The organism is Collinsella stercoris DSM 13279, assembly GCF_020735465.1.
GTDB lineage: Bacteria > Actinomycetota > Coriobacteriia > Coriobacteriales > Coriobacteriaceae > Collinsella > Collinsella stercoris.
The window spans coordinates 2,173,335-2,199,981 of the sequence record NZ_CP085935.1 but is presented as its reverse complement, the minus strand read 5'-3'; the positions used below and the strand labels follow the sequence as shown (position 1 = coordinate 2,199,981).

At 65.8% G+C, this 26,647-nt stretch carries 23 protein-coding genes and 1 riboswitch; of the genes, 16 read left to right on the top strand and 7 right to left on the bottom strand.

Annotation, left to right across the window (positions count from 1 at the left end):
• Together LK434_RS09305 and LK434_RS09300 are read right to left on the bottom strand one after the other, a co-directional pair.
• Positions 1 to 1,158 (bottom strand): class II fructose-bisphosphate aldolase, encoded by a 1,158-nt coding sequence (locus LK434_RS09305; RefSeq protein WP_006720557.1) that lies wholly within the window; start codon positions 1,156 to 1,158, stop codon positions 1 to 3.
• A gap of 77 nt (positions 1,159 to 1,235) precedes the next feature.
• On the bottom strand, positions 1,236 to 2,285 hold the full coding sequence (locus LK434_RS09300) for a LacI family DNA-binding transcriptional regulator (RefSeq protein WP_006720556.1): 1,050 nt from the start codon (positions 2,283 to 2,285) through the stop codon (positions 1,236 to 1,238).
• Positions 2,286 to 2,695: 410 nt separating this feature from the next.
• On the opposite strand from LK434_RS09300, the gene LK434_RS09295 reads away from it, so the two are divergent.
• From LK434_RS09295 to nagA, 5 genes are all read left to right on the top strand, one after another.
• The gene (locus LK434_RS09295; RefSeq protein WP_006720554.1) at positions 2,696 to 3,478 is read left to right on the top strand and encodes an ABC transporter permease; all 783 of its coding nucleotides are present in this window, start codon (positions 2,696 to 2,698) and stop codon (positions 3,476 to 3,478) included.
• Positions 3,454 to 4,245 (top strand): ABC transporter ATP-binding protein, encoded by a 792-nt coding sequence (locus LK434_RS09290; RefSeq protein WP_006720553.1) that lies wholly within the window; start codon positions 3,454 to 3,456, stop codon positions 4,243 to 4,245. The genes LK434_RS09295 and LK434_RS09290 overlap by 25 nt, the downstream gene beginning before the upstream one ends.
• 163 nt (positions 4,246 to 4,408) lie before the next feature.
• Positions 4,409 to 5,479: an ABC transporter substrate-binding protein gene (locus LK434_RS09285; protein ID WP_006720552.1), complete on the top strand. Its 1,071-nt coding sequence runs from the start codon at positions 4,409 to 4,411 to the stop codon at positions 5,477 to 5,479.
• 130 nt (positions 5,480 to 5,609) lie between these two features.
• Positions 5,610 to 6,431 (top strand): sugar phosphate isomerase family, encoded by an 822-nt coding sequence (locus tag LK434_RS09280; protein ID WP_006720551.1) that lies wholly within the window; start codon positions 5,610 to 5,612, stop codon positions 6,429 to 6,431.
• A 9-nt stretch (positions 6,432 to 6,440) separates the two neighbouring features.
• Positions 6,441 to 7,601, top strand: coding sequence for an N-acetylglucosamine-6-phosphate deacetylase (nagA, locus tag LK434_RS09275; RefSeq protein ID WP_006720550.1), 1,161 nt, complete (start codon positions 6,441 to 6,443; stop codon positions 7,599 to 7,601).
• A gap of 269 nt (positions 7,602 to 7,870) precedes the next feature.
• Here nagA and LK434_RS09270 read toward each other — a convergent pair whose 3' ends face one another.
• Entirely contained in the window at positions 7,871 to 8,230 is a 360-nt protein-coding gene (locus LK434_RS09270; RefSeq protein ID WP_006720549.1) for an arsenate reductase family protein, read from the bottom strand.
• A 56-nt stretch (positions 8,231 to 8,286) separates the two neighbouring features.
• On the opposite strand from LK434_RS09270, the gene LK434_RS09265 reads away from it, so the two are divergent.
• On the top strand, positions 8,287 to 8,982 hold the full coding sequence (locus tag LK434_RS09265; RefSeq protein ID WP_006720548.1) for a Gx transporter family protein: 696 nt from the start codon (positions 8,287 to 8,289) through the stop codon (positions 8,980 to 8,982).
• The gene (locus LK434_RS09260) at positions 8,969 to 10,039 is read left to right on the top strand and encodes an FAD:protein FMN transferase (RefSeq protein WP_006720547.1); all 1,071 of its coding nucleotides are present in this window, start codon (positions 8,969 to 8,971) and stop codon (positions 10,037 to 10,039) included. The genes LK434_RS09265 and LK434_RS09260 overlap by 14 nt, the downstream gene beginning before the upstream one ends.
• Positions 10,040 to 10,211: 172 nt before the next feature.
• On the opposite strand, the gene murB is transcribed toward LK434_RS09260, so the two are convergent.
• Positions 10,212 to 11,162 carry a UDP-N-acetylmuramate dehydrogenase gene (murB, locus tag LK434_RS09255; protein WP_006720546.1) on the bottom strand — a complete coding sequence of 317 codons (951 nt, stop codon included), beginning with the start codon at positions 11,160 to 11,162 and terminating at the stop codon, positions 10,212 to 10,214.
• Positions 11,163 to 11,843: 681 nt separating this feature from the next.
• A riboswitch (FMN riboswitch) is annotated at positions 11,844 to 11,991 on the top strand.
• A 7-nt stretch (positions 11,992 to 11,998) separates the two neighbouring features.
• Between murB and LK434_RS09250 the strand changes: the two genes are divergently transcribed.
• The 6 genes from LK434_RS09250 (at position 11,999) to LK434_RS09225 (ending at position 18,901) form a co-directional block, all read left to right on the top strand.
• The gene (locus LK434_RS09250; RefSeq protein ID WP_006720544.1) at positions 11,999 to 12,544 is read left to right on the top strand and encodes an ECF transporter S component; all 546 of its coding nucleotides are present in this window, start codon (positions 11,999 to 12,001) and stop codon (positions 12,542 to 12,544) included.
• A complete protein-coding gene (locus LK434_RS09245; RefSeq protein WP_006720543.1) occupies positions 12,541 to 14,211 on the top strand; it encodes an ABC transporter ATP-binding protein in 1,671 nt (556 codons plus the stop codon). Before LK434_RS09250 ends, LK434_RS09245 begins: the two co-directional genes overlap by 4 nt.
• Positions 14,195 to 14,995, top strand: coding sequence for an energy-coupling factor transporter transmembrane component T family protein (locus LK434_RS09240; RefSeq protein ID WP_006720542.1), 801 nt, complete (start codon positions 14,195 to 14,197; stop codon positions 14,993 to 14,995). Before LK434_RS09245 ends, LK434_RS09240 begins: the two co-directional genes overlap by 17 nt.
• A 144-nt stretch (positions 14,996 to 15,139) precedes the next feature.
• Positions 15,140 to 16,357 carry a coiled-coil domain-containing protein gene (locus LK434_RS09235; protein ID WP_006720541.1) on the top strand — a complete coding sequence of 406 codons (1,218 nt, stop codon included), beginning with the start codon at positions 15,140 to 15,142 and terminating at the stop codon, positions 16,355 to 16,357.
• Positions 16,358 to 16,622: 265 nt separating this feature from the next.
• A complete protein-coding gene (gene galE / locus LK434_RS09230; RefSeq protein WP_006720539.1) occupies positions 16,623 to 17,678 on the top strand; it encodes a UDP-glucose 4-epimerase GalE in 1,056 nt (351 codons plus the stop codon).
• A gap of 155 nt (positions 17,679 to 17,833) precedes the next feature.
• Positions 17,834 to 18,901 carry a polyprenyl synthetase family protein gene (locus LK434_RS09225; RefSeq protein WP_227917732.1) on the top strand — a complete coding sequence of 356 codons (1,068 nt, stop codon included), beginning with the start codon at positions 17,834 to 17,836 and terminating at the stop codon, positions 18,899 to 18,901.
• 12 nt (positions 18,902 to 18,913) lie between these two features.
• Here the strand turns inward: LK434_RS09225 and LK434_RS09220 are convergent, their stop codons facing one another.
• The 3 genes from LK434_RS09220 to LK434_RS09210 form a co-directional block, all read right to left on the bottom strand.
• A complete protein-coding gene (locus LK434_RS09220; protein WP_227917731.1) occupies positions 18,914 to 19,786 on the bottom strand; it encodes a TVP38/TMEM64 family protein in 873 nt (290 codons plus the stop codon).
• 68 nt (positions 19,787 to 19,854) lie between these two features.
• Positions 19,855 to 21,720 (bottom strand): HAMP domain-containing sensor histidine kinase, encoded by a 1,866-nt coding sequence (locus LK434_RS09215; RefSeq protein ID WP_227917730.1) that lies wholly within the window; start codon positions 21,718 to 21,720, stop codon positions 19,855 to 19,857.
• Positions 21,687 to 22,382, bottom strand: coding sequence for a response regulator transcription factor (locus tag LK434_RS09210; RefSeq protein WP_040360855.1), 696 nt, complete (start codon positions 22,380 to 22,382; stop codon positions 21,687 to 21,689). Before LK434_RS09210 ends, LK434_RS09215 begins: the two co-directional genes overlap by 34 nt.
• A gap of 171 nt (positions 22,383 to 22,553) precedes the next feature.
• Between LK434_RS09210 and LK434_RS09205 the strand changes: the two genes are divergently transcribed.
• From LK434_RS09205 to LK434_RS09195, 3 genes are read left to right on the top strand one after another with little or no spacing between them, the layout of a single operon-like run.
• Positions 22,554 to 22,802: a hypothetical protein gene (locus LK434_RS09205; protein ID WP_006720534.1), complete on the top strand. Its 249-nt coding sequence runs from the start codon at positions 22,554 to 22,556 to the stop codon at positions 22,800 to 22,802.
• Positions 22,803 to 22,804: 2 nt separating this feature from the next.
• The gene (gene nikR / locus LK434_RS09200; protein WP_006720533.1) at positions 22,805 to 23,293 is read left to right on the top strand and encodes a nickel-responsive transcriptional regulator NikR; all 489 of its coding nucleotides are present in this window, start codon (positions 22,805 to 22,807) and stop codon (positions 23,291 to 23,293) included.
• Positions 23,294 to 23,302: 9 nt separating this feature from the next.
• Complete coding sequence (locus LK434_RS09195) at positions 23,303 to 26,431, top strand: carbamoyltransferase HypF (protein WP_006720532.1); 3,129 nt, start codon at positions 23,303 to 23,305, stop codon at positions 26,429 to 26,431.
• Positions 26,432 to 26,647: the final 216 nt, after the last annotated feature.

Here is a 26,647-nt window from a genome sequence, read left to right as displayed (position 1 = left end):
CTATCGACCCGCCTTCGCATAGCGCTCGGCCATCTCGTCCAGCGTCGCCATCTCGACGAGCGGGGCCTTGCCAAAGCTGCCGAACTCGACGATCAGCGTTCCCACGGCCTCCTTGACGCCCGCCTCGACAACGTCCACCAGCGTCTGGGTGTCCTCGTCGGGCACCACGCCGTACATGACCGTGTCGTAGATGGCCGGCAGGAAGGCGCGCGGATCGGGCTGGGAGGGGTTGGCCGCCAGAAGATCGTACACGCCGCCGATCGAGGGGCTCTCACGCAGCTCGGGACGACGCTCGAACAGCTCGCGCATGTTGCGCGTCACGGCTAGGCGAATGTCCGTGTCCACGTTGATCTTGTTGATGCCGGCGGGAATCGCCGCTTTGAGCTCGGTCAGGCTGATGCCGTGCGCGTTTTGGATGTCGCCGCCCAGCTCGTTGATCTCGTCGACGATATAGCGGGGCACGGTCGAGGAGCCATGGCTCACCAGCGCGCACTCGAGCCCCTCGTGGGACAGGCACTCGCGAATGGCGATGGGGATCTCACGGCGAAGCTTGACGCCGGCGCCCTTGGAGGGGCCGTGCATGGTGCCGTAGCTGATGGCGAGCGCATCGCAGCCCGTCTTGCGAACGAAGTCCACCGCGGAAAGCGGGTTGGTGTAGGTACTCGTCGCCGCGAACACGTGGTCTTCGACGCCCGCCAGCACGCCCAGCTCGCCCTCGACGGAAACGCCGCGCTCATGCGCATAGCGAACGACCTCGCGCGTAAGCTCGACGTTCTCATCGAAGGGCAGGGAAGAGCCGTCGATCATGACCGACGTGTAGCCGCCCGCGATGGCGGCCTTGACGCTCTCCATGTCGCGGCCGTGATCGAGGTGGAGCACCACGGGCACCGGGCTGTTCTCGCCGAACTTTCGCACCGCGTCGCCGATGTTCTTGGCGCCGCGGATCTTGTCCTCAACCGTGCCGTTGGCAAAATCGGCGCGCCCGCCCATGAAGGCGTTGGCGAGGTCGGCGCCCTGCAGGATCACCGGGCTGCGGAACATCTCGTGCACCTCGATGGCGGCCTTGGCCTGGCACACCGCGTTGACGTTGAAGGCTCCCTGCGCGTAGCCGTGGGCACGCGCAGCGTCGAGGACGGGCTTAAGCGGAACAAGTGGCATGGTGCCTCCTTCGTGTCGTGCCCGGAGCGTAGGAGTCGGGCTGCTCTCCTCAATCCACGCGAGGTCCAGAAAAGCCCCTAGGGCTGCCTGGCCTCGAATACATTGGCAAGCTTGATGGTGCGCGCGCAGCATGCGCCGCCGTTCACCAGCGACAGGATCTCGTCGGCGCACGCGACGCCGGCGTCGTAATTGGGCATGCGGGTATACAGGTCGGACGCCACCCAGCTCTCGCCGTTGTTCGCCAGCTCGGCGTACACGATGTCGCGCGTGGGCTCGGCCTTACGGAAATAATGCGTCCACGTGGACCACGAGGCGATCACCGCGTCGCCGTCCTCCACCAGGGCGAGCGCCTCGCGGGCGCTCTCCATGAACACCTCGTTGAGCCGCAGCCCCTCGTCGGTGTCGCCGGCGTAGTACCGGGCGTCCCAAACCTCGATGCTGTCGAGCGCGATGGGCGCCGAGCGAACGATGAGCTCGACGTCGCTGCGCCCCTCGACCGCGTCGCGCACGCCCTGCTCGCGCAGGCGCTCCTGAGGGGTGTCGGCGTCGGGCCTAAAATACAGCACCCGACGGCAGCGCCGCGCGAGCACGCGAGAGGTGATCAGGCGGGCGCCGCCCCGGTAATCAAGATCGACGGTACTGTAAAAGTCGCCCTCGGTTTGGCAGTTGAACACCACGAGCGGGGCGCGCTCCGCCTGCAGCAACTCGAGGCTCTTCTTGTCGGGACCCATGTTCTCCGTTCCGATAAAGATGATGCCCGACACGCGCCCTGCCAGGTAGGCCCCCACGTAATCGGTAAAGCCCCGCCCGTCGACGGCGTTGCCCAGCAGCAGGGCGTTGTGCCCCTCCTGCTCGAGTCGCTCCTGGATGCCAAAGACCATCTGCGCAAAGCGCGGAACCGCCAGGTTCTTGCGAATGACCACGCCCACGCAGGGGATGCAGGAGCTCCTGAGCGTCTGGGCATGGGTGTTGGGGATGTAGTTGAGCTTGGCGACGGCCGCGAGCACGCGATCCCTCGTCTCGGGGCGCACCGTCTGGCCGGGCGTGTTGTTGACGACATAGGACACGGTGGCGGCGGTCACGCCCGCCTCGCGGGCCACGTCTTTGAGCGTCGCGCGCTTGTTCATGCGTCCTGTCCCCTTGCCTCGCGAGCCGGTATTCGTTCGCCCATCATATTAGTTATACGATTAAGTTGCCAATTCGGCTTTCTTGCGGTTATGAAGACTTTATGTAGGCGTGGAGACTTTTGCCGCTCACCGGCGCAACACAGCCGCTCATCTGCGGCATCAGCAAAGACATATGGGGCTTACCACCATGTTTACCTGCATATTTATATGTTGAAACCGTTTACCGGCATTTTATATACGTTCACGTAATTGCCCGTTTCAACAGCTTCCTAGTATATAACCATCAGATAAGAACCGGATTGTTCCTCGAGCAGATGTCAGTTTTTCTCTGTTGTGTTGTGCTTTTATCACTTAAACGTTTAAGCATTTAAGCCTCAAAGGCGGTGCACGTGAGAAAGGAGCCCCATAAGATGGAGCATAAGAAGAACGTACCGATCTGGGCGCGCATACCCAACGGCGTGTGGATGGCGATCTCCCTCCTTTGCGCCGTCGCGCTCTGGCTCTTTGTGTCGGCGGAGCTGCCGGCCGTCTTCGCCCCGCCCGCAGAGGTGTGGGCCGCGTTCGTCGAGCGCGCCACCGGCGGCACCCTCTGGGCGCACACCTGGGCCTCGCTCTCCCGCGTGCTGACCGGCTTTGGCCTTGCCTTCGTGACCTCGATCCCGGTGGCGTTCCTCATGGCGTGGTACGACCCGTTCCGCCACATCATCGAGCCCTGGATCCAGTTCATCCGCAACATCCCGCCCCTGGCCTACGTGTTCCTGCTCATCGCCTGGCTGGGCATTGGCAACGAGAGCAAGGTCGCCGTCATCTTCATCGCGTCCTTCCTCGTCCAGGTCGTCACCATCTACCAGGGCATCAAGGGCGTCGACACCACGCTCATCAAGGCCGCCCGCGTGCTGGGCGCCAAGCAGTCCGACATCTTCTTCAAGGTGACCATCCCCGCAACCACGCCCTTCATCCTCGTGGCGGCGCGCCTTGGCCTCTCCACCTCCCTCACCACCCTCATGGCCTCCGAGATCGTCGGCGGCGACCGCGGCCTGGGCATGATGATCCAGCAGGCCAGTGGCTACTACCAGATGGACGTCGTGCTGCTCGGCATCATCATGCTCGGCATCATCGGCATCCTGTTCGAAAAGATCGTTCGCTTCCTTGAAAGGAGGTTCACCGGATGGCAGGAAACGGCTCAGCAGTAAAGGTCCATATCGACCATGTGGTGAAGAAGTTCCAAACGCGCAATGGCGAGATGGTGGCGCTCAACGGCGTCGACCTCGACATCCACGAGAACGAGTTCATCACGGTGGTGGGACCGTCCGGCTGCGGCAAGTCCACGCTCTTGAACATCATCGGCGGCCTCGACGTCCCCACCGAGGGAACCGTCACCGTCGACGGCAAGCCGGTCGACGGGCCCAGCCCGGAGCGCGGCATCGTGTTCCAGCAGTACGCCCTCTTCCCGTGGCTCACCGTTGAGAAGAACGTCATGTTCGGCCTCAAGCTGCAGGGCAAATCCAAGGAGGAGGCGCGCGAGATCGCGCACAAGTACCTCAAGATGGTCGAGCTCGAGGACTTTGCCGGCCACTACCCCAAGGAGCTCTCCGGCGGCATGAAGCAGCGCGTGGCCATCGCCCGCGCCTACGCCACCAACCCGCAGGTCCTCCTCATGGACGAGCCCTTTGGCGCCCTCGACGCCCAAACGCGCACCCAGCTCCAGCAGGAGCTCATCGAGACATGGGAAAAGGAGCGCAAGACCTGCTTCTTCATCACCCACGACGTCGAGGAGGCCATCATCTTGGGCCAGCGCTGCGTGATCATGAGTGCCCGCCCCGGCCGCGTGAAGGACATCATCGACATCGACATCCCCTACCCCCGCGACCAGTCCACCAAGATGAGTCCCCGGTTCCTGGAGCTCAAGAACGAGATCTGGAGCCAGGTGTACCAGGAGTACCTCTCCGTCCGCAAATAACGGATCCGCGGGACCGACGGTACTCCACTTGCCCGCCCCGTGCCCTCGTGCCGGAGAACGTCTACGGCTTCTCGACACGAGGGTACGCAGCCCATTGCTCCGCAGATGACCAAGGTAGATACGTGCACCCACATGGGGCGCGACGAACGCAAAGGAGTTCATCATGTCCAACCTCGACTTCACTATGAGCCGCCGCAGCCTGCTCGCCGGCCTCGCGGGCCTCGGCCTCGCCGCCACCGGTCTCGCCGGCTGCGGCGGCGGCAACGAGGACAAGCCTGCTGGCTCTACCCCCGCCAAGGCCGAGTCCTCCTACGACCCCGTCACCCTCAAGGTCGCCTACATGCCCAACCTCGGTTCCGCCGGCTCGCTGTTCGCCGCCATCGACCAGGGCTACTTTGAGGAGGTCGGCATCACCGTCGAGCCCCAGCAGTTCCAGAAGGGCCCCGCGGAGATCACCGCCCTGCAGTCCGGCGACATCGACATCGCCCAGATCGGCCACGGCGCCCACAGCCTGTGCATCCAGGGCGAGGCCAAGATCTTTGCCTTTGACCAGCTCTCCAAGGCCGACGCCGTGGTTGCCAACAAGGCCAAGGGCATCGAGAAGGCCGCCGACCTCAAGGGCAAGACCGTGGGCGTCGCCGCCGGCACGTCCTCCGAGATCATCCTCCAGTACGTCCTCGAGGACGCCGGCCTCACCAAGGACGACGTGACCCTCACCGAGATGGACGTCTCCGGCATGACCACCGCCCTCATCTCCGGCCAGATCGACGCTGCCGCCACCTGGTCGCCGGCGACCGTCACCCTCGAGCAGGAGCTCGGTGACGATTACCTGGTCCTGGGCACCAACGTCGACTACTCCGACAAGGTCGCCTTCCCCGGCTCCTACATCTGCGCCGTTGATTACGCCGAGAAGAACTCCGAGATCCTCGCCCGCTTTGGCGCCGCCATCATCAAGGCCCACATCTACCGCGCCGAGCACACCGAGGACCTTGCCAAGATGCTCGCCAAGGAGCTTGAGCTTCCTGAGGACACTCTCGTTGCCTCCGTGGGAGAGGGCGACTGGGAGGGAGCCGTCGAAGCCGACAAGGACGTAGAGACCGTCAAGGGCTACTACGAGGCCCAGCAAAAGGTCTTCCTCGACGGCGGCGCCATCGACGCCGAGGTGCCGGTCGAGGATTACGTGCTCGTGGACGTCATGACCGACGCCCAGAAGGTCTACGCCGACATCAAGTAAGCGCCGACACGCCCCCTTACGCGCTGGCGCCCACGCACCCCGGGCGCCAGCGCCCTCCAACCGCACCAGCCGGGCCTTGCACTCCATGCAGCGTCCGGCTGTTTTACTACGCAACGAATGAGGAGTCACCATGGTTCATGACTACTACCACATCCCCGCCGAGGAGCTGGGGCGCGGCGCGCGCGTGCCGCTCACCGTGCTCGGCGACTCGGGCGAGGTCTTCTACGAGCTCGCCCTCGAGATGGTCAACACCATCCGCGAGCACAACGAGCGCGGCGAAAGGACCGTCTTCATCTGCCCCGTCGGCCCCGTGGGCCAGTACCCCATCTTTGTCCGCCTGGTCAACGAGGAGCGGCTCTCGCTCAAAAACTGCTGGTTCATCAACATGGACGAGTACCTTACCGACGATGACGAGTGGATCGACGAGGACGACCCGCTCTCGTTCCGCGGCTTTATGAACCGCACCGTGTACGGCCAGATCGACCCGGAGCTCCTCATGCCCGCCGAGCAGCGCGTGTTCCCCGACCCGCTCGATCCCGGTCGCGTTCCCGCCCTCATCGAGGAGCTCGGCGGCGTCGACATCGCCTTTGGCGGTATCGGCATCACCGGCCACCTCGCGTTCAACGAGCCCGACCCCTCCCTCACGCCGGAGGAGTTCGCCCAGCTCAAGACCCGCACGCTCGACATCCATGCCGAGACCCGCGCCACCAACTGCATCGGCGATTTGGGCGGGGCGCTCGAGGATATGCCGCACCGCTGCGTAACCATTGGCATGAGCGAGATCCTGGGGGCGCGCAAGGTCCGCCTCGGCGTGTTCCGCGACTGGCATCGCGCCGTGATCCGCCGCACCGCCTATGGGGAGGTCAGCTCCGATTTCCCCGCGACGCTTTTGCAAAACCACCCGGACGCGCGCGTGTACGTCAACGCCAACGCCGCCCAAGCGGCCTGCTAGGGAGGCATCATGAACGACTCTCTCTACATCAAGGGCGCGACTGTCTCGCTCCCCAGCGGCAGTGAAAAGCGCGACATCGTGGTTGAGGACGGCAGGATAACCGGCCTGCCCGCGCGCTACGCCAACATTAAGGAGCTGCCCGAGATCGACGCCGAGGGCCTGACCGTCCTGCCCGGGTTCATCGACGTACACACGCACGGCGGTGCCGGCATCGACGTGAACGCCGCCGACGAAGAGGGTCTGCGCACCATCGGTCGCTTTTTTGCAAGCCAAGGCGTCACAGGCTGGTTGTGCTCCGTCCTAACCGATACGCCTGAGCAAACGCTTTGGTGCATGGAACAGGCCCGCAAGGTCATCGAGGGAGGCCCGTACGACGGGGCGCCGTTGCTGGGCATTCATCTGGAGGGACCGTGCCTGTCGAGTGAGTACAAGGGTGCCATGCCCGAGCACCTGCTCATGCACGAGGCGAGCGTCGATTTGTTCCGCACCTACCAGGAGGCCTCGGGCGGCCATGTGCGCTACACCACCCTCGCGCCCGAGATCCCCGGCGTCGAGGACCTCATCCCGCAGCTGAACGCCCTGGGCATCACCTGCGCCATCGGACATTCAGGGGCTGGCTACGATGAATCGATCACGTGTATCGATGCCGGCGCTGCCGCCATCACGCACTGCGGCAACGCATGCCGCCTCTTCCACCAGCACAACCCCGCGATCTTTGGCGCGGGCCTTGAGACCGATGTCTACGTTGAGGCCATCTGCGACGGGCGCCACCTCCACCCGGGCAGCGTGCGCCTGTACCTCAAGGCCAAGGGCTGGGACCACGTTGTGGCGATCACCGACTCCATCATGGCAGCAGGCCTGCCCGACGGCGAGTACAAGCTCGGCGTGAACGACGTGGTGGTGGTCGACGGCGACGCCAAGCTCGCCAGCACCGGCGTGCGTGCGGGCTCCACGCTCACGCTCGCCCAGGCGCTGCGCAATATCATGGCGTTCGCAGACACCGACGTCGATCACGCCGTGCGCCTCATGAGCGACAACCCGGCGCGTCTCATCGGGTTTGCCGGCAAGGGCCGCATCGCGTGCGGGTCCGACGCCGACCTCACCCTCGTCGACGCCTCGTACGAGGTGGTCCGCACGATCGTGGGCGGCAGAACCGTCTACCAAGCGTAACGCCCGGGCAGGAGCCGCACGCAACGATGGCGCGCGTGCGGGCACACCCGTTCCGGAGCGCTCCGACGCCAATGCCCGCCGGCGCATCCCGTCGTCGCGGCGGTGCAGCCCGCCGGAGCCACGGCATGGCCCACCGACTCGACGACGCCGAGCAGTCGGGCACCGCGAAGCCCCGACAACGCGACCATGCCGTTACAAGCAGGGAGGGCCACCGATGAGAGATCGGTGGCCCTCCCTGCTATTGCCATGTAAGGCGACGAGGCGACTGCCTACAGCAGGGCATCTTCCCACGCAGCCTCCTTAAAGCCCGTGAGCACCGTCGCGTCCGTGACGACGATGGGACGCTTGACCAGCATGCCGTCGGTAGCGAGCAGCTCGTACGCCTCCTCGTCGGTCATGCCCGCGTCGAGCTTGGCCTTGATGCCCAGCTCGCGGTACTTCATGCCGCTCGTGTTAAAGAAGCGGCGCAGCGGCAGGCCGGAGCGCTCGCGCCACTCTTTGAGCTCAGCGGCGGTCGGGTTGTCCTCGACGATGTGCCGATCGACGTACTCCACCCCGTGCTCGTCCAGCCACTTCTTCGCCTTTTTGCAGGTGGTGCACTTGGGATATTCGACAAACAACACGGACATATGCTTCCCCTTTCGAATGGGTCGTCAACTCCCCACAGCGTACCCTAGCCCGTATAATGGCAACCATGAAATTCACGCGCGACATATCAGGAATTGGCGAAAGCGAACCGAAGGGCTCACGTGCCCACGAGAACATCCCCATCGCCGACGCCCAGAACAGCAGTGAAGCGGGCATGGGGGCCTCCGCCGCCAAAGGCTCCAGCATCGAAACGCCAAGCGCAGGGTTCTCGCCTGCCGCAACCCTGTCGCCGGGGAGGCGCGCGGCGCTGTACGGCGTCCTCACCGCCGCCGCCCTCGTGTGCGGATACCTCGAGCTGCTCATTCCGGCACCCTCGATCGTTCCGGGCGTCAAACTGGGACTCGGCAACGCCGTCGTGCTCATCGCGCTCGAGCGCCTCGGCGCAAAGCCCGGGCTCTACCTCATGTTCGCCAAGGTCCTCGCCTCGTCCCTGCTCTTCGCCAACCTGCAGATGATGGTGTTCTCGCTGGCAGGCGGCCTGCTCTCATGGGCCGTCATGGCGCTCGCCGTGCGCAGCGGGGCGTTTTCGCCAATCGCCACGTCCGTCTTGGGCGGCATCGCCCACAACGCGGGGCAGCTTCTCGCGGTTGCGGCCCTGCTCTCCACGCAGGTCGCCCTGGTCAATGCGCCCATCCTCGCGATCGCCGGCACGCTCTGCGGCCTTGCCGTGGGCGTCGTCGCGCAACTCGTGCTCCGCGCGATCCCCCAAGAGGCGTTTTATGGGCAGCGCTAGCGGCAACCTCAGCCGGCGCTCACTGTGCGCCGGGGCCATCTCCCTGCTGCCCGCCGCAGCGGCCCTGCTGTCCGCCCCCCTCTTGAGCGGTTGCGCCAACACGCCGGCCACTCAGCAATCAAGCGACGCCGGATCAGAGCCCTCCACGGGATCGACCTTCGCCTTTGACACGTATTGCACGTTCACCGTATACGGCGATGGCTCGGCGCCGGCCCTGCTCGCCAAGGAATGCGCGCGCTACGACAAGCTGTTCAACCTCTACGACGAATCATCCGACATCGCGCGCGTCAATGCGGCCAAGGGCGCCGCAGTCACCGTCGACCCCGCCACGCTCGACCTGCTGGAGCAAGCGCTTGCGTTTTGCGCATCGGCTCAAGGCCTCTTCGACATCTCCATCGGCGCCGTGTCCACGCTTTGGGACTTCTCGGCAGGCGTGCGCCCGAGCGACGCCGACATCGCAAACGCCCTGCCCCATGTGAACTGGCGCTGTGTCGAGCTTGATGCGGAGCAGGCCACCGTTCGCCTCGCCGACCCCGAGGCCAAAATCGACCTGGGCGGCATCGCGAAGGGATACGTTGCCGACCGCCTCTGCGAGCTGATCGAACGCGAGACACACGCCACCGCGGCGGTCCTCTCCCTAGGCGGCAACATCGCGCTCTTTGGGGAGAAGCCCAACGGCGAGCCCTGGGAAACGGGCATCCGCGACCCCAACGACCCCGGCGGCGCCTCCGTGGTGGGAACCGCGCGCGTGGACGGCGGCTCGCTGGTGACCAGCGGCCTGTACGAGCGGACGTTCGAGCTGGACGGCGTTACGTACTGGCACATCCTCGACCCGCGCACCGGCCTGCCCGTGCAGACCGACGTGGTGAGCGACACCATCTTTTGCCCCAGCTCGACGCTGGCGGACGCGCTCTCCACCACGCTCTTTGTCGCCGGCAGCCGCGGGGGCTCCGCGCTCGCCGATGCCCGCGAGGGCACCGCCGCGTACTTTATCCTGCAAGACGGCACGACCGCCGAGTCCTCCCGCTGGCAGGAGCTCACCGACTTCCGCGCGTAGCCGTCCCTGTGCAAAAACGCGCGGATTTCATGTACACGCTACCGAGCTCGCCCGCCGCCCTCCACTCATGAGGCGCGCGCGAAAGCATGCGCAAGAGCCGCGCTGCACAGAGGGGACGGATTCACCGCGTCAACGGAACGTCTCTCCATGTGCACATGACATGGGGAAGCTCCTAGAACTCGCCCACCATGCGGACCTCGGGCTCCAAATCGACGCCGAATTGGGCCTTGACCTCGCTCTGCACGTGCTCGATCAGCCCGAGCACGTCCTTGGCGCTCGCGTGACCGGTATTCACCACAAAGCCGCAATGCTTTTCGCTCACCTGCGCATCGCCCACGCGCGCGCCGCGCAACCCTGCGTCCATGATCAGCTTCCCGGCAAAATAGCCCGCCGGGCGCTTGAACGTAGAGCCGGCGCTCGCCATCTCGAGCGGCTGCTTTTCCTCGCGGCGCGCCTGATAGTCATCCATGGCCGCGCGGACCATCGCCGGGGTCGACGGAGACAGCTTGAAGGTGGCGGAGATGACGATCAGCCCATCGTCGTGGACGCGGCTCTTGCGGTACCCCATGTTGAGGTCGCGAGCCTCGAGCGTCACCACCGAGCCACGATTGCCCTGCTTGCTGGGCACATACGCACGAACGGACTCCAAAACCTCGCCCGTCGTGCCGTCGTAGGCGCCCGCGTTCATAAAGCACGCGCCGCCCACCGTGGCGGGAATGCCCCACAGGGGCTCCATGCCGCTGAGCCCCGCGTCGGCGGCGGCAAGGGCCACGTCGCGCAAAAGCGCGCCGGCCTGCGCCGTCACGCGCCAGCGCGAGGCGTCGAGCTCGACCTCGGACAGGTTGTCGCGCAGCAACACCACCACGCCTCGGACGCCGCGGTCACCCACCAGCAGGTCGGACCCGTTGCCCACCACCGTCACCGGCACATTGCCCAGGTAGCACGTATCGAGCACCCGCACGAGGGCCTCGGGCGTCGTGGGCGTCACCATCACGTCGGCGGGACCGCCGATCTTGAACGTGGTGTGGTCGCGCATGGGTTCGGTCATGAGCACATTGTCCTCACCCGCGATCTGCGCCAACACGCAGAGCATCTCCTCGCTCACATACTCGTGCTCGTGCATAGGGCCCTCCCATTGGCCGGATACAAAATCGTCACGACCCACTATACCCAAGCGGCCGCGCCAATCACGCGACTCTGCACCGCATGTGGAGGACAACCCGGACAGCGATGCGAACGAATCGACAGCCCCACCCCGAGCGACCGCAGCCCCGCGGCAGCGCATTCGCGCGCCACGGCAGCGCGGCGTCACGCCACGGCAGTGCGGCGTCACGCCCACTGGACGCCAGATGCAGCCCCACCGCGGCTGCACCTCTCAGCGACGCCGATTTTCCCTGCATATGCCCCCGCAAAAAGGGAAGGATGCCGCAAATCGGGCGAAAAGGTAACGAATTTGAAGAGGGGTCGAGTAGACCCTGTTGATAAACGATTTTATCTGGGAAGACCCCGCTCAAAATCACGGTCTACTCGGGACATCCAGAAATTCGTTACCTTTTCGCCCGATTTGCGGCTTCAACCGTCCACACACGACCCCTGGGCCATCGGCGAGCCCGCCCCCTCCCTCGCACGGACTCCATAACCCTTTCGAGGATGCTTCGCAGCAGCCGTCCGGGCGCGCGGGGTTTTGGCAAAGCAAACATTCCGCAGGATGCCGAGCAAAGCTCGGCACCGAGGACGTTTGCGTGTCAAAACCCCGCGCGCCCGGACGGACCGTTGCGCACCGCAGGGAGGCGCGTTATAGTCGATATTGTTTCAGGGCGGGGCGCAATTCCCCACCGGCGGTAAATGCAAACGCAACCCGCGTTGCGCGCATGAGCCCGCGAGCCGCGCACAGCGGTTGACCTGGTGAGATTCCGGGGCCGACGGTATAGTCCGGATGAGAGAAACGAGGTCACCCTCATGAACAACGCCATCGATTCCCGCACAATCGCCCTCGCGGCGCTCTTCACCGCCGCATCGCTCATCTTGAGCTTTGTGCAGATTCCCATTTTCCCCGCCGCCCCTTGGCTCATGTACGATCCCTCGGGCATCGTCTGCCTTATCGCCGCGCTCGCCTTTGGCCCCAAGCTCGGAGCGAGCGTCGCGATCATCTCGTGGCTCCCGCGCGTCTTCCTCGACCCGTTCGGAGCACCCATGGGCATGCTCTCCACCTGCCTCTTCATCGTTCCCGCCGCCCTGGTGTACCTCAAGGGCAAACGGACGCGCAGGGCCTCGCTTGCGGGCATGGCCCTCGGCGCGGCGCTGTCCATCGTGCTTTCCTGCGCGATGAACCTGCTGGTCACGCCCCTCTACACCGCCATCAGCATCGAGCAGGTCGCGGGCATGATCCTGCCCATCTTGCTTCCGTTCAACGCCCTCAAGATGCTCATCAACATCGCGGCAGGGCAGGCACTGCTTGCGCCATGCATGAACGTACTCAAGGCGCAGGGAGCGGTGCGTCCATGACAAACACCGAGGCGCCCGAACGGACAGGCACGCTCATACAGCTCACGCATGTGCACCTGGCCTATCCCGGCTCTCAAACCGAGGCGCTCGCAGACGTCTCCCTTTCCATCCCCACGGGGCAACACGTCTGCATTCTGGGCAGCAACGGATCCGGCAAATCGACGCTTTTGCAGCTCGTCAACGTTTTGGCGCTCCCCACGAGCGGCGCCGTGCACGTGGCGGGCATCGACACGCGCGAGCCCGGGCGGGCGCTCGAGATCCGCAGCCGCACCGCCAGCGTGTTCCAGCACCCCGAAGATCAGATGGTGACAAGCATCGTCGCGGACGACGTCGCCTTTGGTCCGGAGAACCTGCGCATCGCCCAACCCGAGATCGCCTCCCGCGTCGACGCTGCCCTTGCCGCGGTCGGCATGAAAGACCGCGCCCGAAGCGATCCCAGCGACCTTTCCGGCGGCCAGGTCCAGCGCGTCGCCATTGCCGGCGCCCTTGCTATGGAACCCGACATCCTCCTGCTCGACGAACCATGCGCCATGCTCGACGTGGAGGGTCGGGAAAGCGTCCGCACCATCATTCGAAACCTGCGCGCCCGCGGCATGACCATCCTGCACGTCACGCACTTTATGGAAGACGCGCAGGAGGCGGATCGGGCGATCGTCCTCAAGCGCGGGCGCGTCGCGTTTGACGGAACGCCAAGCGCGCTCTTTTCCCAACCCGATCTTGTGAACGAACTTGGCCTGGAAATGCCCGGTGGCCGGAGCGAGACCGGAGCGCAAGGCAACGACGTTGCAACCGACGTCGCCGCGCCCGGCATCGCCATTCCCGATGCCCCCGTCGATCCCAGCCTCGTGTTCGAACACGTGTCCTTCTCGTACGAGCGCGCTGCAAACCCGCGCAAACGAACACGCAGGCGCGCGCTCTTTGGCAGCCGCGGCACCGTCGACGCGCCCCGCTCGGAGCGGGCGGGGAAGGCCGCCGTGCAAAAGCACCCCCTCGCAGTGGAGGACCTGTCGTTCGAGGCGCGCCCCGGCACCATCACCGCGCTCATCGGCCACACGGGGTCGGGCAAATCCACCACCGCCGAGCTCGCCTGCGCGCTCAAGCTCCCCACCGCGGGAGCCGTGCGCGTTGGGGGCATCGATACGGCCGACATCGCGCGCCGCCGGGAGCTGCGCGGCCTCGTCGGCTACGTTGCGCAGCTGCCCGAACGGCAGCTCTTTGCCGAGACCGTCTTTGACGACGTGGCCTTTGGCCCGCGCAACCTCGGTCTGACGCCCCGCGAGGTCGAGGCGCGCGTCCGCGAGGCGCTCCGCTCCGTCAACCTCGCGCCCACCGGCGCGCTCCTCACATCATCGCCCTTCGCGCTCTCCGGCGGGCAGCAGCGCAGCGTCGCCCTCGCCGGCGTGCTCGCCATGAAACAGCCCATCCTCGTGCTCGATGAACCCATGGCCGGGCTCGACCCCGCCGGCCGAGCGCATGTGCGGGCGCTTCTCAAGCAACTCAGGCGCCAGGGCACCACGCTGCTCATGGTCACGCACAGCATGGAGGACGTCGCCGAGCTCGCAGATCAGGTCATCGCACTTGACGGCGGGCGCCGCGTCGATGGGCGCGCCCTCACCGCCCGCCCCGCAAACGGTAAGGTGGTGAGCGAGCATGGCCCTGCGCGCTAGCATCGGACAGTACCTTTCCGTCGATTCGCCCGTGCACCGACTCGACCCGCGCATCAAGCTCGTGGGCACCCTCGCCTTTATGGTGAGTTGCTTTTTTGTGCACACGCCGCTCACGCTGCTGCTCGCGGCGGGGGCAATCGGCGCGGCGATCGCCTGCGCGCACGTGCCCCTACGCAGACTGCTCGTGCAGATCCGCCCCATTGCGCTGTTTCTCGTCATCACGTCGCTGGTGAATCTCCTGTTTGTGCAGACCGGCGCTATCGCGTTGAGCGCCGGGCCCCTGCGCCTTTACTGGGGAGGCATCGAGGCGGCGGTGCTGTACACGGCGCGCTTTTTCCTGCTGCTCCTCGCCGGCTCCCTGCTCACGCTCACCACGACGCCCGTCGCGCTCTCCGATGCCACGGAGCGCCTGCTCTCACCGCTTGAGCGCCTCGGCGTTCCCGTGAGCCAAGCTGCGCTCGTGCTCTCCATAGCCCTGCGCTTTGTGCCTACGCTCTCACAAGAGGCCGAGCACGTCATCGCCGCCCAGACCGCCCGCGGGGCGGACCTGGAGAACAAGGGCGCGCTCGCGTACGCGAGGGCGTGCGTCCCGCTCATCGTGCCACTGTTCGCCAGCGCCCTGCGCCACGCCGACAATCTGGGCAGCGCCATGGACGCGCGCTGCTACACCGGCGACGCGCGCACCCACTATCACGTCATGCGGCTCAACGCGCGACGCGATGCGCCCGCCGTCCTGGCGGTCGCCGCATACCTCGCGGCGCTCACCGCCCTCAACCTGCTCTAAGCACTCCAGCGTTCGCCCCGGCAGCCCATATCGTCATACCGGGCGCTGCAATTCCGTGGAGTTTGCACCGAGCCGGGCGCGTTGCGGTATCCTTAAGCCTTGATATGTGGCGTAGATCATTCACACCAACAAAACGGAGCACCCATGTCACACATTCCTCACGCGCCCGCCTCGGAATCCGAGCAGCAGGAGCGCATCCAGAACACCCTTTTCAACTTGGGATATAACGCCGACTTCACCCGCCGCAGCGCCATCAAGGCCGCGCTCGCGCTCGCCGGCTCCGCCGTCTTGTTCGGCATGCCCCACCGCGCGTTCGCCGCAAAGGCGACGCAGGAGACGCTCGACGCCCTCGCCTCCGCCGAGGAAAAGCTCGCCGCCGTGGAAGCGGAGCTCGAGCAGCTCGCCGCCGAGTTCCAGGCCCTCACGCTCGAGCAGGAAAAGACCATCGCCCAGATCGATGATGTCCAAGGGCAGATCGACGAGACGCAGGAACAGATCGAGCAGAAGCAAGAGGAACTTGAGGACAAGCAGGAGGTGCTTGCCGCGCGCGTTTCCGACAGCTACAAGGAGGGCCCGAGCAGCACGCTCAAGTTGCTGCTCGCCGCCAAGTCCTTTGACGAGCTCCTCTCCAACAGCCGCTATGTCGAAAAAATCAACGATGCCGACAAGCAGGTCATCAAGGAGGTCCAGCAGATCCGCGCGGAGCTCGAGCAGCAGAAGGCCGACCTCGAGCAGCAGAAGGCCGACCTCGAGGCCCTCAAGCAGCAGCAAAGCGACCAGCTCGCCGACATGCAGTCCAAGCAGGCGGAGGTCCAGACCCTGGTGGACGGCCTTTCCAGCGATGTCAAGGAGCTCATGGCAAAGCGCGATGCCGAGTACCTGGCCGCCGTCGAGGAGGAGCGCCGTCAGCAGGAGGCCCAAAAGCAGCACCAGCAGGGCGGCGTCACCTATCTGCCCGGCAACGCGCAGATCTCGGGCTCGTCCCGCTCGCAGGAGCGCGTCGTCTCCTGCTGCTACGCCGTGCCGAGTCCCGGTGCCGGTCTCTGCGCCATGTGGGTCTCCCGCGTGTTCGCCGCCGCGGGCTTTAGCTACCTGGGCGGCAACGCCAACGACATGTACAACCGCTGGTGCACAAGCTCCAACAAGGACCAGCTGCGCGTGGGCATGATCGTCGCCGTGTCCACCTACTCCAAGAACACCATGGGCCGCATCTATGGCCACGTGGGCATCTACGTCGGCAACAACACCGTCATGGAGAACATCGGCGGCATCGCGTCCACCAACCTCGATCGCTGGATCTCCTATTACGGCGACACGGTGAGCCCCCGTTGGGGCTGGGCGGGCGGCTGGGCCCTCGAGTAGCCCTTCGCGCGCCGGTGCGCTCCAGCGTGCCCGCGCGCACCGGCGCACTCCGGTGTGCCCGCGCGCACCTGCGCAGGCATGCGCATCCCGCCGTGCCCGCACGCGCACGCACGCAGCAAGCGCCCCCACCTCACGCAAAACGCCTATCGCCCGGCCGCACCGGCCCCGGCGATAGGCGTTTTGCGTTGCCCCGCGCCGGTGCCCATGGCCCACAGGCGCGAGCGGTATACTCTTGCCAGCATCATCCCTCGAAAGGAGCGCTCGCATGACTCAAACCCTCACCCCCGCCGACACCTGTGTTTTGGTGACCGGCGGTGCCGGCTTTATTGGCTCCCACACCGTCGTCGCCCTGCTGGAGCGCGGCTACCAGGTCGTCATCGTGGACGACCTCTCCAACGCCTCCGCCAAGGTCGAGGACCGCATCAAGACCATCGTGGGCAGCGAGGCCGCCAAGAACCTCACCATGTACGTGGCCGACGTCAACGACCGCGCCGCGCTCGAGGACGTGTTCTCCAAGCACCACATCGACCGCGTGATCCACTTCGCCGGCTTCAAGGCCGTGGGCGAGTCGGTGTCCAAGCCCATCGAGTACTACTCCAACAACATCGGCAGCACCCTCACCCTCGTCGACGTCATGCGCGAGCACGGCTGCAAGTCCATCATCTTCTCCAGCTCCGCCACCGTGTACGGCGACCCCGACAGCCTGCCGCTCACCGAGGAGAGCCCCAAGAAGCCCGCCACCAACCCGTACGGCTGGACCAAGTGGATGATCGAGCAGATGCTCACCGACCTCCACACCGCGGACCCCGAGTGGAACGTCGTGCTGCTGCGCTACTTCAACCCCATCGGCGCGCACGCGAGCGGCCTCATGGGCGAGGACCCCAAGGGCATCCCCAACAACCTGCTGCCCTACGTGGCGCAGACCGCCATCGGCAAGCGCGAGGCCGTGCACGTCTTCGGCGACGACTACCCCACGCCCGACGGCACCGGTGTGCGCGACTACATCCACGTGTGCGACCTGGCCTCCGGCCACGCCGCCGCGCTCGCGTGGATGAACGGCCGCGAGGGCGTCGAAGTATTCAACCTCGGTACCGGCCGCGGCACCTCCGTCCTCGAAATCATCCGCGCCTTTGGCAAGGCCTGCGGGCACGAGGTTCCCTACGTCATCGACCCGCGCCGTCCGGGTGATGTGGCCGAGAACTACGCCGACTGCTCCAAGGCCCGCGAGCTCATGGGCTGGGAGGCCCAGTTCGACATCGACGACATGTGCCGCGACTCCTGGAACTGGCAGTCCAACAACCCCAACGGCTACGAGGGCTAACATCGCAGCCTCATCGCGTCCGCTCCGCGCAGCCATTGCGTCGGCAGAACGCAGGCGCTGAGGACATGGCAGAACGAACCTGGACGGGGCGGCCAACGGTCGCCCCGTTTTGCTAGCATTACAGGGTGAAAGTCGCAGAAACGAAAGGGCCGCACATGAGCGATGCAAACACCAACACGGGAGAGGCCTTCGTCGCATACTTGCGCGAGAAGCTGCCGCTCATCGAGCGCGCCCTGCATGAGGCGAACGCCGCGCCCATGGCAGAGGTCGACGCCCCCGCGCGAGACCTCGACCGGTACCTGTACGAGCCCCTCGCGCACTTCACCGCCGGTGGCGGCAAGCGCGTGCGCCCCGTCCTCGCCCTGCTGGGAGCCGAGGCCGTGGGAGGCTGCGCCGAGCAGGCGCTTTCTTCCGGCGTGGCCATCGAGCTGTTCCAGAGCGCCGCGCTCATCCACGACGACATCGCCGATGCCAGCGAGCTGCGCCGCGGCGAGCCCTGCCTTTACCGCACGCACGGTGAGGGCCTTGCCATCAACGCCGGCGACCTTGCCCTCACGCGCGTGTTCGAGGTCGTCCTGAACGATGCCTCCCTGCCGGGCGATCGTCGCCTGCGCGTCCTTGACGAGCTCGTGCGCATGGAGCGCCATACGCTCGAGGGCCAGGCACTCGACCTAGGCTGGGCGCGCGACGGACGCTGGGATGTCACGAGCAGCGACTACCTGTACATGATCGAGGGCAAGACCGCCTGGTACACCGTGGCGAGCCCCCTGCGCATCGGAGCGCTGGCCGCCGGCGCGGCGGACGAGGCCGCCTGTGAGCTCGTCGAGCTGGGACGCCCCGCCGGCCTTGCCTTCCAGCTGCAAGACGACCTGCTCAACCTCGTGGGCGACGCCAGCGCCCAGGGCAAGGACTTCCGCTCCGACATCACCGAGGGCAAGCGCACGCTCGCCGTGGTCTGGGCGCTCGAGCACCTCGATGACGAGCCGCACCGTGAGCTCGTCGACCTGTTGGAATCCAAGACAACCAACCCGGACAAACTCGCGCGTGCCGTGGAGCTCATCGAACAGGGCGGCGGCATCGAGGCGTGCCGAGATCTCGCCCTCAAGCTCACGCGCGACGCGCAGGACAAGGCACGCGCCCTCGCCGCGTCTGGCACCATCACGCCCGAGTCGGCCGAGCTCCTCTGCTCCATGGCGGACTTCTTCATCAACCGCAGCGCGTAGGCGCTCGCGCCCCTAGTTCTTGCGGGCGCTCAAGCGACGATACATCACGCCGCCCACCAAGAGCAGCGCCAAAGATGCCGCCAAGGCGAGCGCCGCCACAACCCAGTTGCCATCGCCCACGGCGGAAGCGGCGATCGTCGAGGTCACGATCGAGGGGATGCGGCCAAACGTGGCGATGAGCACCACCGGGACAAACCGCATCTCGGTGAGGCCGGCAAAGTACGTGAGAAAGTCCTTGGGGGTCCCCGGGATCAAGAACACCGCGAGCATCATGAACTCCAAGCGCTTGGCGTCTTTGAGCCATGCGAACCGGTCGAGCATGGAGCGGTCGAAGAACAGGCCCACCAAGCTCCAGCCCCAGCGGCGAACACCCCAGTAAATCAACGAGGTGGCTAGGCCGGCGGCAACCAGGCACAGCGCCGTCCCCTCCCAAAAGCCAAAGGCATAGCCGCTGGCAAGCTCAACCGGTTCGCCCGGCAAGAACGCCAGCAGGACCTGGACCATGTTGATGCCCAGCATGGCTAAGCGGCTCAAAATCGCATGGTCGGCAACGAACGCGCGAACCGCTTGGGCGTCGGCCAGCCACGCGATCATGCCCGGCACGTATTCCCAGCACAGCACTGCGATGATCGCCGCGAGCACCAAGGCGCCCGCAAGCACGCGGCGACGCAGGGACTTGCGCCGGACCATGGCCGCAGAGTCGCTTGCCGCACCGCAAGCGGAAGCGCGCTCCAAAGACTCAGGGCGCCTCGCTTCCGCCCCCGTGTCCTGCACGCGCGTCAACCGGCGCGCCGCGCCGCCGCACGCCATGGGCGCGGGCATCGTGGAAGTGAGCGTCTCCGCGCCCTCAAACACGCCGCCGTCATCAATGAGCATCTTGGACATCTGGGCACCTCCTTGCCGCCGTACAAGGCAAGTGTCTCAACCGCGTGTCTACGCTTTGTCTATCCCCGTCAACTTTTTTGCTCGCGCCGGAATCGCGAAAATCCGCGACCCCCCCCCTGACGCTTTTTCGGGTTCTCGCCAACCTCGGGATCGTCGCTCTTCGGACCGCCCTCAGCCGGATTTTGGTCCACCCCGATCTCAAAATGCGCGCACACCCGGGCTCCGCCCTGCTCGGCGTTCGACAGGTCGAGCGAGCCGCCGTGCAGGCCGCACAGGATATGCGAGATGTTCAAACCCAGGCCGAAGTGCTCGGCGGACTTGTTCTCGCTGTAAAACGGGTCGCAACCCCGGCGCAGGGCCTCGGGCGTAAAACCATCGCCGTCATCGGTCACGCTCACGTCGAGCATGCCGTTTTTGGCGCGTACCAGCACGGTTATACGCTCCCGTGCGTGACCGCACGCGTTGCTCAGCAGGTTGTCGAGAACCTCCTCCACCAACGCCAAGTCGACCCACGCCGTCTGCGATGCGGCGGGACCGCCCTCGTGGCCTCCCTCCAGACAGACCTTCAGCTCGCCGGCGCGGGCGGCAACGACCTCGACGGCGTGCGCGCGCAGGCGCTCGACCAGCTCGGGAATGGCCATTTCCTCCCGCTCGACGGGACGGTCTTCCAGCTTGGCCACACCGCTCATCGCCTGGGCGTAGCGCTCCAAGCGAACGGCCTGGCCCGCAATAGTGTCGAGTTCGCGCTCATCCACCTCGGCGCCACGGGCAAGACGCATCTTCGCCATCTCGACGGTTCCCTTGAGCACCGTCACCGGCGTGCGCATGTCGTGCGCAAACGCCGCATTCAAGCGGCGGCGCTCCTCGGCGGTGCGCCACAGCTCGCGCTGGGCCTCCAGAAGGGACGCGCGCATGGCCTCGAGCGTTTTAGACAGGCGCCCCAGCTCACGGCCGCGCACCGGCTCGATGGAAAAGTCCAGGTCCTGCGCGGCGATGCGCTGCGCCGCGGCAGACAGCTCGCCCAAGGGCCTCTCGATGTGCACGCGATAGAACCGGCGAAATGCGAACCAGCCAAGGCCTCCGTACGCAATCACGGGGGTCAACCCGGTCGCAAGCGCCAAAATCCACGGCAGCAAACCCTCGGGCTGCTGCGACGCCGCATAGTACGCCGTATTGGAAACGAGCCCCTCGCCAAACGCCGCCTCCAGGTCCACGCCGGTCATCTGGCTAAACAGCTCGACGGTCTGCGCGCGGCCCGCCCGACTCAACTCGTCGTAACGCGCGAGGTCTTCCGCGGAAATCGAGTTGTTGGTCTCGAGAACCTCCTCTTGCGGGTACCAATCGTTGTAGTTCAGGCCCCAGTCATACAGCCGAATCTGGCCGTTGCGCACCATGTCGGTCGTCGCGTACAACGTGCTGATGGTGCGGCCCTCCTCGGGCACGTAATCGCTCCCGGTTCCCCACTCGCCCGTGGCAATGAACACCGCATAGGGACCGTCGCCGGGCAGATTGAGCTCAGACGCGGGCAGGAGTTCTTGCGAGGCGGGGTCGTAGATGTACGGGCCGGAATCCACCACGCCGCGGCGCACGCGACCACCGGCGAGCGTCACCTCGACCTCGTAATACCCGTTGTTCCACGCGGACAGGCATTCCACCACCGCAAGGGAAATCGCCGTTGCAGCCGCCAGATACACCGCCAAATACACGGCGAACACCAACCCGAGCGGACGCGTGCGCCACCAAGCGCGCAGGCGCTCACGGCGCGGCAGGCGCTTGAGGGCCTCCCGCTCGCGCTTACGGGCCTCCCGGCGCGCCGCGCGACGAGCTTTGCGACGCTCCCTGCCGTCAGCATCACAAACTGGGCAATCCTCCGCCGGTTCCCGTTCATCCCCCCGGCGCATTACTTGGCCGTCCAGCGGTATCCAACGCCCCACACGGTCTCGATGGGATCCTCATCCAGCCCGGCCGCCGCAAGCTTGTTGCGAATGCGCCTCACGTGCTCGCGCACCTGCGACGGATCGCCCGCGGCGTCCCAGCCCCATACGCGCTCGTAGATCGCCTCGCGGTCGAACACCTGCCCAGGGCGCTTGCTCAGCAGGGCGACCAAATCGAATTCGAGTTTGGTGAGGTCAACCGGGCTGCCCGCCACTTCGACCGTACGCGAACCGTAATCGATGGTGAGTCCGCGGAAAAATCGAACCGCTTGCTCTTGGCGGCGCGCTCGTCCCTCACGTGCCATGTGCGCGGCGACGCGACGGCCGAGCACCTCGAGCGAGAACGGCTTGAGCACATAGTCGTCAGCGCCGGCGGCAAAGCCGTCGATCTGGTCGACGTCCTCCACGCGCGCCGTGAGGAAGATGATGGGGCAGCTCAAGTGCTCGCGAATACGCCGACACACCTCAAAGCCATCCATATTGGTCATGTTGACGTCGAGCAGGATGATGTCGAACGCCCCGCGGCCGCCCCGAGACGCCGAAACCGCTTCGAGCGCCGCGGCGCCATCATTTGCCGTGGCAACGTCGTAGCCCTCCATGCGGAAATACTCCGCCAGCATGTCCGCGATCTCGACCTCGTCGTCAACAACCAGCATTCGCATGCGCGTCTCCCTCGCCTTCGCGCCCGCCACCAGCGGGCACGCGTTCTTGCCATTCGCTATCTTGCCGCAAAACCGTCAACGTTTTGTCGACAACTTCCCCAAGGTGCGAAGGCGCGCACGGCGCTGCGGGTACACTGAAGACATTGCAAAATCCGTTGAGGGGGTCACGCCATGCACGATGTGGGAATGAACATGGGGCAGCTCGAGATGAGCGTCAAGCAAATCGACGACACGATCGCGCTCGCGCGCAGCTGGAGCCACGATCTGCTGCATGCGACCGAGACGTTCGGTATGCAGGGCATCGGCGGCAAACTCGAAACCGCCCTGCGCGCACTGGACGAGGCGCGCGCCGCACTCGAAGGCTATAGCGATGCCATCGAGGCCGACCACAACGCCGTGGGCACCGTGAGAATGGTCTAGCCATGGCAGATGAGCACACGCACGCGACCAGTCACGTCGCCCCCGGCGATCCGGTGCATACGCCGCCCGCCGAGCTCGCCCGTTTTTCCGTCACCGCCCCCGAGGACCTTCTCGCCGCTTTTGACGAGCAGATCGCCCGCCGCGGCGACGGCGCGAACCGCTCCGAGGCAATCCGCGACCTCATCCGCGCATCACTCACGCGCGAAGCCACGCGCACGCCCAACGAGCAGGTCATCGGCTCCCTCACCATGATCTACGACCACCACACCGGCGACCTCACCCGCCGCTTGGACGAGGTGCAGCACGACTACACCGACGAGATCGTCTCGACCATGCACGTGCACCTGGACCATCACAACTGCCTGGAAATCCTCGCCGTGAAAGGCGTGGGAGAGCGCGTGTACGAATTGGCCGACAAGCTCTTGGGCCTGCGCGGCGTCAAGCACGGCGAGCTCACCTGCGCGGCGACCAAAACCAGCCTGACCCTGTAGCGGCACCCGGTGAAGCACGCGCGCATACATATCACCGGCATCGTCCAGGGCGTGGGCATGCGACCCTTCGTCTACCGGCAGGCAACCGAACACGGTGTTACCGGATGGGTGCTCAACGCAGGCGATGGCGTGCATATAGAAGCCCATGCCGAGGGCGGGGCACTTGAGGCATTCGTGCACTCGCTGCGCGATCAAGCGCCGGCGGCGGCGCAGGTCGACACGGTTGACGTCGCGTTTTTTGACAAGGCTGAGGAACCCATCGTCGAGCCGGACGCGTCCACGTTGGAGCCCGCAGCGGATGTCCGCCCCGGCGCTGAGGCCGTCCACCCGCTCCAAGCCGAGCCCCGATTCCGCATCATCGCGTCGCAAGACGAGACTGAGCACAGCACGCTCGTCTCGCCCGACATCGCCACCTGCGATGACTGCCTGCGCGAGCTCTTCGACCCGTCGGACCGCCGGTACCATTACCCTTTTATCAACTGCACCAACTGCGGCCCGCGCTTCACCATCATCCGCGGCCTCCCCTACGACCGCGCGCAAACCTCCATGGGCGCCTTCCCCATGTGCCCTGCATGCGCAAGCGAGTACGCCGATCCGCTCGACCGCCGGTTTCACGCGCAGCCCGATGCCTGCTTTGCCTGCGGACCGCACATCACCTGGCAAGAACGGGGCGGGCGCGAAGCGCTCGTAGGCGCTACACGTGAAACCAGCGACGCCATCATCGCCCGTTGCGCCGAGCTCATCGCCAGCGACGGCATCGTGGCGATCAAGGGGCTCGGCGGTTTCCACCTTGCGTGCCGGGCCGATTCCGAACGCGCCGTTCGGGAGCTCCGCGCCCGCAAACGGCGCAGCAACAAGCCCCTCGCCATCATGGCGCGCGACCTCGACGCCGCGGGAGCCCTGTGCCACGTAGGCCCAAAAGAGCGCGATCTCCTGTACGGGAGCATCAAACCCATCGTGCTGCTGCAAAGACGCGGGAGCATGAGCGGCGAAAACCCGCCATCCTCGTCCGGGCTCGCCAGCTCGGTCGCGTTCGACCTTCCCGAGCTCGGCATCATGCTCCCCTACACGCCGCTCCAGCACCTCCTCATGGCCGAGTGCCGCGTGCGCGGCATCGACGCCCTCGTTATGACGAGCGGAAACCTGAGCGAGGAACCCATTGAGATGGACAATGGCGCCGCATGGGCCCGCTTGGTCGAGAGCGGCATCGCCGATGCCCTGCTCGGCAACGACCGCGCGATCCTCTCCCGTTTTGACGACTCCGTGGTGCGCGCGGTCAACGGCCAGGTGCAATTTGTCCGGCGTGCACGCGGGTATGCGCCACGGCCCCTCGCCCTGCCGAACAGCGAGGGACACGGCGCGGCGCGGCGCACGCAGGACACAAGGCCCGCACGCGAGGCGGAGGGTGCCGATGCAAAGGCGACAATCTTGCCCACAAGCCCTTATGAAGCCTCGCCCACAACCCCGCCCGCAGGCACCCCCGGCGCCTCGTCATTAAGCCTAGCAGCAGGCCCTGCCGCAAGCGCACCCACGGGCCCGTCCGGATACGAACCGCGCGACAACCGCCCGCTTTGCGTCCTCGCCTGCGGCCCCGAGCAAAAGGCGACCCTCGCCCTCACACGCGAAGACGGCACCGGCGGAGCTCAGTGCTTTATTTCGCAGCACATCGGCGACCTCGAAAACGCCGAGACTTTCGACGCCTGGCAATCGGCACGCGCGCGTATGGAAGGGCTCTTCGACCTGCGCCCTTCCGCACTCACCTGCGACGTGCATCCCGGCTATCTGTCCAGCCAATGGGCGCGCGAGCAGGCACGGGCAACGGGGTTGCCCCTCGTGCAGGTCCAGCACCACCATGCCCATATCGCCGCCGTCATCGCCGAAGCCGCTGCGCGCGGCGAGATCGAAGCGAATGCCCGGGTCATCGGCATTGCGTTTGACGGAACGGGTGCGGGCGCCGTGTATAACAGCGACAGCCAGAACAGCGGCATCGTGCGCCCGGGCAGCGATTCAAACACAGAGGCCGCGTGCCACAATGGCGTCCAAACCGGCTCGGCATGCCGTGACATCCGTACGGCCGCAAGCGAAACGCCAGCCGATGGTGTCAAGGCGCGCGTGCCCAAGCTCAACATCGCGGACATGACCCCGGACGCTGGCGCCGCAAACCGTCCTCTCGAGCTCGACGGCACCATATGGGGCGGCGAGGTGCTCCTGGCGTCGCTCTCCTCGTTCGACCGCGCGGCTCATCTTGAGCCCTGGCCCCTCCCCGGCGGAGCCGCATCCGTTCGCGACCCCCGACGCAATGCCTTCGCGCTGCTCAAACACTACGATTTACTCGACCATCCCGGCGCCGCTCCGCTCTTGGACACGCTGCAGCCGGACGAGAAGGAACTCGCGTCGCGCATGATTGAGCGCGGCATCAACTGCCCACTCACCAGCAGCATGGGACGCCTGCTCGACGCTGTGAGCGCCATCCTCGGCATATGCCATTCGGCGACCTACGAGGGCGAGCCCGCCATCTTGCTCGAAGCCGCCGCGCACCGATTCACAAGGCATTACGGCGCGGTAGGCTCGTCCGTCATCGTAGCAAAAAGCCTTGATGCTCAAAAAAGCCTCGTCGTCCCAAAAAGCCCTTCCGCTCCAAATGGCTCCGGCGTTCCAAATGGCCTCACTACCCCAAATGACCCCGGCGATCCAAATGGCCCCACGGCTCAAGATAGTCCCGCCGCGCCCAAAAGCCCCGACACGCCAGGACTCCCCGCGACCCCCACGGACAACGAGCCTCTCGGCAAATCACTGCCATCCACCGCCACGAGCATCAGCATGCAGCCCCTTCTTTTGCACATACTCGACGGCATCGCCCAAGGAGCCAGCCCGGAGCAGCTTGCTTGGGACACACATCGCGCAATCGTGGAAATCACCGCGCGCACTGCCGTTGAGATTTCCAACTCCACCGGTGTGCGTACCGCAGCGCTTTCCGGCGGCGTGTTCATGAACCGCTTGCTCCTCGAGGGCATCTCCGTCGAGCTCGAGCGCGCGGGGCTCACCGTCCTCACGCCCCGCGACCTTCCCTGCAACGACGGCGGCATCGCCTATGGCCAAGCCGCCGTTGCCCGCGCACTGCTCAACGGACAGGGGTGATGAGCACGTGTGCGTACCTGATGGTTTGAAATGAATCGATTCGTTTCAAACCATCAGGTACGCACATAAAACGCCTTGGTAATGTGCTTTATCAATGGTTTGAAGTACAAACGGCCAGCCGGACGCAATCCAGCAGAAAGACACACCGCCCTTGCAAGAGCAGCCGCGCGCAGTCCAACAGGCAAGCACGTTTCCCTCGCACGAACACCCGGACAC